At 71.1% G+C, this 10215-nt stretch carries 9 protein-coding genes and 1 pseudogene; 3 read left to right on the plus strand and 7 right to left on the minus strand.

Annotated elements, in window-relative coordinates; all coding sequences use genetic code 11:
• Positions 1-77: 77 nt before the first annotated feature.
• From ACF1CT_RS20360 to glmU, 5 genes are all read right to left on the minus strand, one after another.
• Positions 78-548 (minus strand): hypothetical protein, encoded by a 471-nt coding sequence (locus ACF1CT_RS20360; RefSeq protein ID WP_391785283.1) that lies wholly within the window; start codon positions 546-548, stop codon positions 78-80.
• 136 nt (positions 549-684) lie between these two features.
• A complete protein-coding gene (pth, locus tag ACF1CT_RS20365; protein WP_391785284.1) occupies positions 685-1278 on the minus strand; it encodes an aminoacyl-tRNA hydrolase in 594 nt (197 codons plus the stop codon).
• A 168-nt stretch (positions 1279-1446) separates the two neighbouring features.
• Positions 1447-2028: a 50S ribosomal protein L25/general stress protein Ctc gene (locus ACF1CT_RS20370; RefSeq protein ID WP_391785285.1), complete on the minus strand. Its 582-nt coding sequence runs from the start codon at positions 2026-2028 to the stop codon at positions 1447-1449.
• Between the two features lie 190 nt (positions 2029-2218).
• Positions 2219-3193 carry a ribose-phosphate diphosphokinase gene (locus ACF1CT_RS20375; RefSeq protein WP_391785286.1) on the minus strand — a complete coding sequence of 325 codons (975 nt, stop codon included), beginning with the start codon at positions 3191-3193 and terminating at the stop codon, positions 2219-2221.
• A 119-nt stretch (positions 3194-3312) separates the two neighbouring features.
• Positions 3313-4761 carry a bifunctional UDP-N-acetylglucosamine diphosphorylase/glucosamine-1-phosphate N-acetyltransferase GlmU gene (gene glmU / locus ACF1CT_RS20380; RefSeq protein ID WP_391785287.1) on the minus strand — a complete coding sequence of 483 codons (1449 nt, stop codon included), beginning with the start codon at positions 4759-4761 and terminating at the stop codon, positions 3313-3315.
• A gap of 425 nt (positions 4762-5186) precedes the next feature.
• Between glmU and ACF1CT_RS20385 the strand changes: the two genes are divergently transcribed.
• The gene (locus ACF1CT_RS20385; RefSeq protein ID WP_391785288.1) at positions 5187-6503 is read left to right on the plus strand and encodes a sensor histidine kinase; all 1317 of its coding nucleotides are present in this window, start codon (positions 5187-5189) and stop codon (positions 6501-6503) included.
• Between the two features lie 105 nt (positions 6504-6608).
• Here ACF1CT_RS20385 and ACF1CT_RS20390 read toward each other — a convergent pair whose 3' ends face one another.
• A complete protein-coding gene (locus ACF1CT_RS20390; protein ID WP_391785289.1) occupies positions 6609-7145 on the minus strand; it encodes an SUKH-3 domain-containing protein in 537 nt (178 codons plus the stop codon).
• A 10-nt stretch (positions 7146-7155) separates the two neighbouring features.
• Positions 7156-7680, minus strand: coding sequence for a YwqJ-related putative deaminase (locus ACF1CT_RS20395; RefSeq protein ID WP_391785290.1), 525 nt, complete (start codon positions 7678-7680; stop codon positions 7156-7158).
• 322 nt (positions 7681-8002) lie between these two features.
• Here ACF1CT_RS20395 and ACF1CT_RS20400 point away from each other — a divergent pair, with 322 nt between their 5' ends.
• Positions 8003-8980, plus strand: a complete 978-nt coding sequence (locus tag ACF1CT_RS20400; RefSeq protein ID WP_391785291.1) for an SMI1/KNR4 family protein — start codon at positions 8003-8005, stop codon at positions 8978-8980.
• A pseudogene (locus tag ACF1CT_RS20405) lies at positions 8977-10215 on the plus strand (hypothetical protein); the annotation flags it as partial. The gene ACF1CT_RS20400 and the pseudogene ACF1CT_RS20405, both read left to right, overlap by 4 nt.

Genomic DNA, 10215 nt, shown 5'->3' on the forward strand with positions numbered 1-10215 from the left:
GCCCCCGCCCCGCAACGCCACCACGTAGCGCCGTGGCGGCAGGCTGCCACAGCCCACCGCCACGGCGCTCCGCCCACTCACAACGCGAAGAACGTCGCCGCCAGCAGAACCGCCCCCGCGATGCCCGCCCCCCACGCGATCCGCGTCAGACGCATGCCACCCCCGATGACCAACGCCGCCAGCACCAACGCACCACCCAGCGGCACCCACGCATGCAGGAAACCAGCCACCCCCGCACGCACCACCTCGTCCGTCCCCGGCCGCACCACCACCGGAAAACGGTCACCCCGCCGCGCCCCGACCGACTTCTCCACCGTCACCCGCCCCCGCGCCGCGGCCTGACCGGACGGCGCGAACGGCCCCGAGCACACGTCCGCACCACACCCCGTCACCGTCATCGTGCCGTGCTCGCGGCCCTTGTCCAGAACGATGTGGTGCGCCGTGTCCCACGAGGACCGAACCCCCGCGACGAGCAACAACAGGACGACACAACCCATGGCAGCGGTACGGGCATGGACCAGGGCGCGGTGGGAGGAGCTCCGCTTCATGGGGAGCGATCCTTGGGCAGAGTGACGCACAGGTCAACTCGCGGCCGAAAAACACCGGACTACCGGCCGGAATGTCCATACTTGTGCACCTGCCGGGCCACGACACCGACACCGTACGCACCGCGCCACGCGGACGTCAGGAGTTGTACGTCCCCTGTGCCCGCTCCAGTCCCTCCGCCAACAGGCACTCCACCGCGTCCGCCGCCCGGTCCACGCAGTACGCCAGATCCTTGCGCTCCGTCGACGAGAAATCCTTCAGCACGAAATCCGCGACCTGCATCCGCCCCGGCGGACGACCGATCCCGAACCGCACCCGGTGATAACCGGCACCCAGCGACTTCGTCATCGACTTCAGCCCGTTGTGCCCGTTGTCACCCCCGCCCAGCTTCAGCCGCAGTGTCCCGAAATCGATGTCCAACTCGTCATGCACCGCCACCACACGGTCCAACGGCACCTTGTAGAAGTCGCACAACGCCGTCACCGGCCCGCCGGAAAGGTTCATGTACGACATCGGCTTCGCCAGCACCACCCGGCGGCTCGACGGCCCCGGCGGCCCCACCCGGCCCTCCACGACCTGCGCCTGAGCCTTCTGCGCCCGCTTGAACTTCCCGCCGATCCGCTCCGCGAGCAGATCGACGACCATGAACCCCACATTGTGCCGGTTCGCCGCGTACTCGGGACCGGGATTGCCCAGGCCCACGATGAGCCAGGGGGCAGTGGCATCGGACATCTGGGCTCGGTCTCCTCACGTACGGACGGACACCGGGCCCGGACGGGCCCGGTCGACAGGAAAACGGGGCGGCGGACCCCGAACGGAGAAACCGCCGCCCCGTCAGTGAAGCGGAACGTGCGAGGCTCAGCGCCTGCTGGGTGACCTCGAAGGTCACCCGACGGGCTCTCAGGCCTCGGCGCCCTCGGCGCCCTCGGCGGCCGGCTCCTCGGCCTGCGCGGCGACGACCTGGAGCACGATGGCCTCCGGGTCGTCCACCAGCGTCGAGCCCTCGGGCAGCGAGATGTCCTTGGCGAACACCGACGCACCGGCGTCCAGACCCGCGACCGAGACCGTGACGGACTCGGGGATGTGGGTGGCCTCGGCCTGGATGCGCAGGGTGTTCATGACGTACTCCAGCAGGTTGCTGCCCGGAGCCAGGTCGCCCTCGACGTGCACCACGACCTCGACGTCGACCTTCTCGCCACGCTTGACCGTCAGCAGGTCGACGTGCTCGATGTCGCCCTTGAGCGGGTTGCGCTGCACGGCCTTCGGGATGACCAGCGCGTCCTTGCCGTCGATGTCCAGACCGATCAGGACGTTGGCCGTCTTGAGCGCCATCATCAGGGCGTGACCCGGCAGCGTGATGTGAACCGGCTCGGCACCGTGACCGTAGACGACCGCGGGAACCAGACCGTCGCGGCGGGCACGACGGGCGGCACCCTTGCCGAACTCGGAACGGACCTGGGCGGCGAGCTTGACCTCAGCCATGACTGCACTCCTCGTAAGGTGACAACACTCGGACGGTCACCCGGCCCACGACAGGCCTGCTACGAAGAGCGCGTCGATAACGGACCGCCGTACACATGAGTACGGCCTCCCTCGCCGAGCAACCCGATGAGTCTACCCGGCGCGGAGGCCGCACCCCAAAATGGATCTTCCGATCCGTAACGCCCGTCGCCTACTGCTCCTCGAACAGGCTCGTCACCGAACCGTCCTCGAACACCTCGCGCACCGCACGCGCGATCATCGGCGCGATCGAAAGCACCGTGATCTTGTCCAGCTCCAGCTCGCCCGGCGTCGGCAGGGTGTCGGTGAAGACGAACTCGCTGACCTTGGAGTTCTTCAGCCGGTCCGCCGCCGGACCCGACAGCACACCGTGCGTCGCCGTCACTATGACGTCCTCGGCGCCGTGCGCGAACAGCGCGTCCGCCGCGGCGCAGATCGTGCCACCCGTGTCGATCATGTCGTCGACCAGGACACAGACGCGGCCCTTGACGTTCCCGACCACCTCGTGAACCGTCACCTGGTTGGCGACATCCTTGTCCCGGCGCTTGTGCACGATCGCCAGCGGCGCGTCCAGACGATCGCACCAGCGGTCCGCCACCCGCACCCGGCCCGCGTCCGGCGAGACCACCGTCAACTTGGAACGGTCGATCTTCGCGCCGACATAGTCCGCCAGGATCGGCAGCGCGAACAGGTGGTCCACCGGACCGTCGAAGAAGCCCTGGATCTGGTCCGTGTGCAGGTCGACCGTGAGCACCCGGTCCGCACCCGCCGTCTTCATCAGATCGGCCACCAGACGCGCCGAGATCGGCTCACGGCCCCGGTGCTTCTTGTCCTGACGGGCATAACCGTAGAACGGCACGATCACCGTGATGGAGCGGGCCGACGCGCGCTTCAGCGCGTCCAGCATGATCAACTGCTCCATGATCCACTTGTTGATCGGAGCAGTGTGGCTCTGGATCAGGAAGCAGTCGGCGCCGCGCGCGGACTCCTGGAAGCGGACGTAGATCTCACCGTTGGCGAAATCGAAGGCCTTCGTCGGCACGAGACCGACACCCAGTTGATGCGCGACCTCCTCGGCCAGCTCGGGGTGGGCGCGGCCGGAGAAGAGCATCAGTTTCTTCTCGCCGGTCGTCTTGATCCCGGTCACAGCACAGTCTCCTCAGACATGTTCCTGGCGCCGCGCGCAGTATCCCGATCTGCGACGAGCCAGCCGAAATGGGGTGAGCACCTATCACGGTACGCCGTACTCGACGCACCTGTTTCCGGTCAGCTTTCGCTCTCGTGCTCCGAAGTCGTGGCCTGTGCCGCCTGCGCCGCCGCGCTCCCCGGACGCTTCCGGGCCACCCAACCCTCGATATTCCTTTGCTGGCCGCGGGCGACGGCCAGCGAACCGGCCGGTACGTCCTTGGTGATGACCGACCCCGCCGCGGTGTAGACCCCGTCCCCGATCGTGACGGGTGCCACAAACATATTGTCCGAACCGGTACGGCAGTGGGAGCCGATCGTGGTGTGGTGCTTGGCCACCCCGTCGTAGTTCACGAACACGCTCGCGGCACCGATGTTGGTGTGATCGCCGATCGTCGCGTCCCCGACGTAGCTCAGGTGCGGGACCTTGCTGCCCTCGCCGACCGTGGCGTTCTTCATCTCCACGTACGTGCCGGCCTTGGCCTTCGCCCCGAGCCGCGTACCCGGCCGCAGGTAGGCGTACGGACCGACCGTCGCGCCCTCGCCGACCTCGGCCCCGTCCGCGACCGTGTTGTCCACCCGCGCTCCCGCGCGCACCACGGTGTTCCTCAGCCGCGAGTTCGGACCTACCTCGGCGTCCTCGGCCAGATGCGTGTCGCCCAGCAACTGGGTCCCCGGGTGCACGATCACGTCCCGCTCGTACGTCACGGTGACATCGATCAGCGTCGACGCCGGATCGACGACGGTGACACCGGCCGTCATGGCCCGCTCCAGCAGCCGCTCGTTCAGCAACCGCCGTGCCTCGGCCAACTGCACCCGGTTGTTGATGCCGAGGATCTCCCGGTGGTCCCCCGCGACCGAGGCGCCCACCCGGTGACCGGCCTCGCGCAGGATCGACAGCACGTCGGTGAGGTACTCCTCGCCCTGGCTGTTGTCCGTGCGCACCTTCCCGAGCGCGTCCGCGAGCAGCCTGCCGTCGAAGGCGAACACCCCGGAGTTGATCTCCCGGATCGCCCGCTGGGCCTCGTCAGCGTCCTTGTGCTCGACGATCTCGGTGACCGCCCCGGTCGCCGGGTCGCGGACGATGCGCCCGTAGCCGGTGGAGTCCGGCACCTCGGCGGTGAGCACGGTGACGGCGTTGGCGTCGGCGGTGTGGGTGGCGGCGAGCGCGGAGAGGGTCTCGCCGGAGAGCAGCGGGGTGTCGCCGCACACGACGATCACGGTGCCCTCGACGGCCCCGCCCAGCGCGTCGAGTCCGACGCGCACGGCGTTGCCGGTGCCCCGCTGTTCGGCCTGGTGGGCGGTGCGCAGCGTGTCGTCGACGGCGGTGAGGTGTGCGGTGACCCGCTCGCTCTCGTGGCCGACGACCACGACGAGGTGGGACGGGTCCAGGGTGCGGGCGGCGGCGACGACGTGGCCGACGAGCGAGCGCCCGGCGATCTCGTGCAGGACCTTGGGGGTCTTCGACTTCATGCGGGTGCCCTCACCCGCTGCGAGGACGACGACGGCTGCCGGGCGTTCGGAGCTCACGGAAATGCCCTTCGGCTTCGGGTGGTGGACATCCGAAGGATACCGGGGCGCCCGTGCGCGGACATGGGTGCGGGCCCCGGCCTTGATGGCCGGGGCCCGCGCGCCGGAGCTCCCCCACCAGGATTTGAACCTGGACATACGAGACCAAAACTCGCAGTGCTGCCTGATTACACCATGGGGGATCATTCCCGGCCGAGCCGGACGTTGTGTCGGCTCACCGGATCGGCACCCAACACTATGCCGTACCAAGTGGCTTCTACGCGACGACAGAGGTTCGCGCTCTTGCGGAATACGGACGTCCGGTGCGAAAGCCTGCTCGATTCACCATTTCAAGCGATACGTGGCTGTTCTGTATCTGTTCGACGGACGGGCGTGCTGTCCAGGTCGCCCGAGAATGAGGTGCGGGCGCCCGTAGGGTGGACGGCATGACCGTAACGGGGGCATACCAGGAGGGCGTGGGTACGACCGCCCGCGGCTATGCGTGGTGGGGGCGGCGGCGGAGCGTCGCGCTGGATGTGGGGCTGGCGCTCCTGTCGGCGATGGAATGCGCGTTGGAGGGGGTGGAGTTCGCCGCCGACACCGGGCTGCCGGTGCCGGTCGGTGTGGTGTTCGGGCTGCTGGCGGGGTCCGTGCTGGTGGTGCGGCGGCGCTGGCCGATCGTCGTGGTGCTGGTGGCGATCGCGACGGCGCCCGCGGAGATGGGTTTCCTCATGGGGCTGGTCGGCCTCTACACGCTGGCCGCCTCCGAGGTGCCGCGAAGGATCACCGCGGTGCTGACCGGGATGTCGTTCGCGGGGACGTTCATCGTCACGTACGTACAGCTGAGGCACAGCGTCTCCGCGCAGGCGGGCTTCGGTCCGGATCACTGGTACGTGCCGTTGCTCTCGCTGTTCATGTCGTTGGGGCTCACCGCGCCGCCGGTGCTGTTCGGCCTGTACATAGGGGCCCGGCGACGGCTGATGGAGAGCCTGCGGGAGCGGGCGGACTCGCTGGAGCGGGAGCTGTCGCTGCTCGCCGACCGCGCCGAGGAGCGGGCCGAGTGGGCGCGTACGGAGGAGCGGACCAGGATCGCCCGGGAGATGCACGACGTGGTGGCGCACCGGGTGAGCCTGATGGTGGTGCACGCCGCCGCGCTCCAGGCGGTGGCGCCGAAGGATCCGGCGAAGGCGGTGCGGAACGCGGCGCTGGTCGGTGACATGGGGCGGCAGGCGCTGACGGAGTTGCGGGAGATGCTGGGGGTGCTGCGGGCGGGGGAGTCGGTGGTGCCCCGGTCGGCGCAGGTGCCGTTGGCCTCGGTGGGGCGGGCCGCGGCCGCGGCGGCCGCGGTGGCTGAGGACGGGCCCCGGTTGTCCGAGGTGGAGACGTTGGTGGGGGAGTCCCGGGCGGCGGGTATGACGGTGGAGCTTTCGGTCGACGGTGAGGTCCGTCCGTATGCGCCGGAGGTCGAGCAGACGGCGTACCGGGTGGTGCAGGAGGCGCTGACGAACGTGCACAAGCACGCGGCGGGCGCGAAGACGTGGGTACGGCTGGCGCACCGGGGCGCGGAGGTCGCGATGCAGGTGGAGAACGGCCCGTCGGACGAGGCGACGGCGGATGCGGGGCTGCCGAGCGGGGGCAACGGGCTCGTCGGTATGCGGGAGCGGGTGCAGGGGCTGGGAGGTGTGTTCGTTTCGGGGCCGACGGACGCGGGGGGTTTCCGGGTGTCGGCGGTGTTGCCGGACCGGGCGGCGTCGTCGGCGTGACGGGGCGGGGAACTTCGGCCCCGGGCCGGTCCGGACGGGGTCCGGGCGAGGACGGGACGGTGTCGGTGGGGGTTCGGGCGTGCGGTTGTCCGACCGGTGGGGTGGTCAGCCGGGGAGGGCGAGGCGTTCGGGCTGGATGCCGCTGACGAGTGCGGTGAGGGCCTGGTCGATGTCGGGGCCGAGATACCAGTCGCCGGTGTGGTCGACGCTGTAGACGCGGCCCTCGGCGTCGATGGCGAGGACCGCCTGTCCGCTTCCTTCCTTGCCCAGGGGGCTGACCTCGGTGTCCAGGGCCCGGCCGAGATCGCCGAGGGTGCGGGCGAGGTGGAGGCCGCCCATCGGGTCGATGTGGACCGGGGCGGGGGCGATCTGCCGGCCGGGTGCGGTGGCCTTGATGTGCAGTGCGCCGAATTCGGCCCACGCCTCGACGGCGGCCGGGAAGACGGCGTGCCGGTGTCCGGCGGGTGACTGGTGCGCGCGCAGGGCGTCGGCCCATTCCTCGGCCCGGCGGATGTCCCAGCGGCCGGGCTGCCAGCCCGCGGTGCGCAGGGCGGCGTCGACGGCGGTGGGGAAGCGGGGCGGGGCGGAGCGGTCGGCGGAGGATGTCTGCCCGGGTACGGCCGGGTCGGGTCGGTCGTTCATCGGTGTGCGGTCAGCCCTTCTCGGCGGTGGTCGCCGTCCCGTCCGCGGTGACGTCGACGGGACGTACGCCGAAGTGGGCGAGCATCGCCGCGCAGGAGCGGCACGGCGATGCGTAGCTGCCGTGCAGGGGGTCGCCGTCCTCGCGGATGTGCCGTGCGGTGAGGCGGGAGTGTTTGAGGGCGCGGCGGGCCTCGCCGTTGGTGAGGGGCTTGCGCCGGGCGCGCTTGGAGCGGGCGGATTCGGCCGCGGTGAGGTGCCGGGACAGGAGTATGGCCTCGGGGCAGCGGCCGGTGAAGCGTTCGCGCTGGTTGCTGGTGAGGGTGTCGAGGAAGTCCTGCACCAGGGGGTGGAGTGCGGGGGGCCGGTCGCCCTTGCCGGCGGTGCAGGTGAGGGTTTCGCCGCGTACGGACAGGGCCGCGGCCACCGCGGGCAGGATGCCGTCGCGGCGGTGGCGCAGGTGGGGTGCGTGGCTGGTGCGGGTGCTGCTCCAGCTGAGGCGGGGATCCCCGGATGTGACTGTTGGTGCAGTGTGCATGGCGCTGTTCCCTCCCGTGCCCGCGGCGGTGGCCGCGTGATGTGCACGCCCCCGAGTTGCGGTGACAGCCTGCCAAATGTCCGGGCTCGTGGGGAAGCTGGGGCGGGGTTATGGGGCTTTGTGTCGCTCGTGAGGGGTGCGCCGGTCGCTCGTCCGTCACGTCGCTGTGACGGTTCGTGACGGATGCGGGGGAGGGGGCGTAGGGGCGGGTCCGGGGCTTGCGGCACCGCATAGGCTGTGCCCGGATCGTCCTCCTGGGCAGTGTGCAGACACGGACCGGCGGGCCGATCGTCACCAGCCGGACGCAGCAGGGGGCAACGCCATGACGACAGGTCGGCTCGGGCAGCAAGCCGCGCCACCGAACGCGGCCTACGCCGGGCAGCTCGTGCATTTCCCGGATCCGGTCCGGGCGGCCCGTCATCCCGGCGGTGTGCGGATGGACGCGGGCGGGAGTCCGGTGTTCTCGCCGTACGCGCGCGCGGCGGCGGAGATCGCGGAGCCCCCGCAGGGTTTCGGCGTGGATGAGTTGCGGTTGACCGACTACGTTTCGGCGAACGCGGCTCTGGCGGCGAGCGGGCACGAGCTGTGGGACACGATTCCGGCGGTGGCGACGCCGCACGGCTGGACGTGGCATCACGTTCCCGGTGGTCGGCGGATGGAGCTGATTCCGGTCGAGGTCAAGGCGTTGCTGAGGCATCATGCCGGGCTCGCGGAGACCGCGGTGGACCAGAACAAGCGGGGTACCCGGCCGTTGCAGGAGACCCGGCCGGCGCATTTCCGCCTGCCGAAGGGGGCTGTGGCGGTGAGCGAGCAGCAGGTGCTGGGGGTCGAGGAGGATCTCGGTTACCGGTTGCCGGGTGCCTACCGTTCGTTCCTGAAGGCGGCGGGTGGTTCGGCGCCGGTGGGCGCGGCGCTCGACGCGCAGCTTGGGCTGCTGGTGGACCAGCCGTTCTTCACGGTGCGCGAGGAGGCCGCCGTGAACGATCTGGTGTACGTGAACAAGTGCCTGCGGGATCATCTGACGAAGGATTTCCTGGGGGTCGCTTTCGTGCAGGGCGGGCTGCTCGCCGTGAAGGTGAGGGGCGGCGGGACCGGTTCGGTCTGGTTCTGCGCGTACGACGATGCCCGGGACCGGGACGGCTGGACGGTGCAGGAGCGGGTGGACCGGTTGCTGCTGCCGTGTGGTGACGACTTCGACGCGTTCCTGGAGCGCCTGGCGGGCAATCCGCCGGAGCTGGAGACCGTGGCGAACCTGATGGTGGACGGTGGCTTCGCGCGGGCCGTCCCGGTGGAGGGGTGAGCGTGGTGGTGACGTTCGCGCAGGCGCAGGAGCGCGCCGATGAGTGGATCAACGGCGAGGTGCCGGCGTATCAGCATCGTGAGGTGCGGGTGCGGGAGTTCGAGCTGGGTTTCGTCGTGTGGGGCGAGGACCGCGCGGAGGGCCCGGTCTCGGACGGTGGGCGGCAGCGGTTGGTGATCGCCAGGGACAGCGGTGAGGCGACGCTGTGGCCGGGGCTGCCGGTGGGCGAGGTGATCCGGCGGTACGAGGAGGAGTACGGGGCGGTGGTTGCGGCCGAGGCCGCTCCGGAGCCGCCGCAGCGGGTCGATCTGAATCAGACGTCGTTCCTGTTGAGCCCTCCGGAGTGGCTCCAGGAGGCGGCCGACAAGCTGGGTATTCCGGATCACCGGGCGGATCGGGACGGTCGGGGCGGCCGGGATGCTGCGGGCGGGGAGTCGGCCGGTGCGGCCTTCCCCGGTACGCCGCCCCCGGCCTCCTCGCCGTCCTCGCCGGCCACGCCGCCTTCGTTCGCCGTGCCGTCCTCGCCGGTCGTCGGGCCTCCGGCCCCGGGTGCTGCCGGGGATGCCGTGCCGCCGGGAGGCCCGGTCGCGTACGAGCCGACCGCGAACGACGGGGTTCCGGCGTCGTCGCCGGGCGTGCCTGCCGGTTCCACCCCGTGGGACGGGACCGATACCAACGGGGGTTCGGACGAGGGAGCGGTGCCGTTGCCGGTCACGGTGTTCGCACCGCCGCTCTCGGGCGCCGACGACGAGAGCGCGTCGCCGCCGGTGGTGTCGGCCGAGGCGCCGACGGCCCTGATGTCGGGTGGCAGCCAGTTGCCCTCGACCGCGATCGTTCCGGGCCTGGGCCCGCGGGGTGGTGACGGGGCCGCGTCGGCCGTGCCGGCCGCGGAGGCGTCCGATGCCCCGGAGGCTACCGGTTCGGATGCCGGTGACATCGCGGACGCGGCCACCAGCCGGGCCGTCGTGCCGCCGCGTGGTGCGCGCGGGGCCGGCCCGTCGACTCCGCCGCCGCCCGGAGCGCCGGGGGCGCCCGGTGCTCGTCCGGGTGCGCCGGTGCCGCCGCCTTCGGGGCCGGGTGCGCCGGGCTCCCCGGCCGGTGGGTATCTGCCGACGCAGCTCGTGCCGGAACAGGGGCCACCGGTCGCGCCCGGGGCTCCTGGCGCTCCTGGTGCTCCGCAGCCTCCCGGTCCGCCGGGTGTGCCGGGTGGGGCGACTCCGCCGCCCGGTGTGCCG

Origin of the sequence: Streptomyces sp. NPDC014734, from assembly GCF_043083325.1 — a bacterium.
Classification (GTDB): domain Bacteria; phylum Actinomycetota; class Actinomycetes; order Streptomycetales; family Streptomycetaceae; genus Streptomyces.

Coding starts and splice junctions, on each gene's coding strand:
- ACF1CT_RS20360 (WP_391785283.1), bottom strand. CDS start 548: ATGAAGCGGAGCTCCTCCCACCGCGCCCTGGTCCATGCCCGTACCGCT.
- pth (WP_391785284.1), bottom strand. CDS start 1,278: ATGTCCGATGCCACTGCCCCCTGGCTCATCGTGGGCCTGGGCAATCCC.
- ACF1CT_RS20370 (WP_391785285.1), bottom strand. CDS start 2,028: ATGGCTGAGGTCAAGCTCGCCGCCCAGGTCCGTTCCGAGTTCGGCAAG.
- ACF1CT_RS20385 (WP_391785288.1), top strand. CDS start 5,187: ATGACCGTAACGGGGGCATACCAGGAGGGCGTGGGTACGACCGCCCGC.
- ACF1CT_RS20390 (WP_391785289.1), bottom strand. CDS start 7,145: ATGAACGACCGACCCGACCCGGCCGTACCCGGGCAGACATCCTCCGCC.
- ACF1CT_RS20395 (WP_391785290.1), bottom strand. CDS start 7,680: ATGCACACTGCACCAACAGTCACATCCGGGGATCCCCGCCTCAGCTGG.
- ACF1CT_RS20400 (WP_391785291.1), top strand. CDS start 8,003: ATGACGACAGGTCGGCTCGGGCAGCAAGCCGCGCCACCGAACGCGGCC.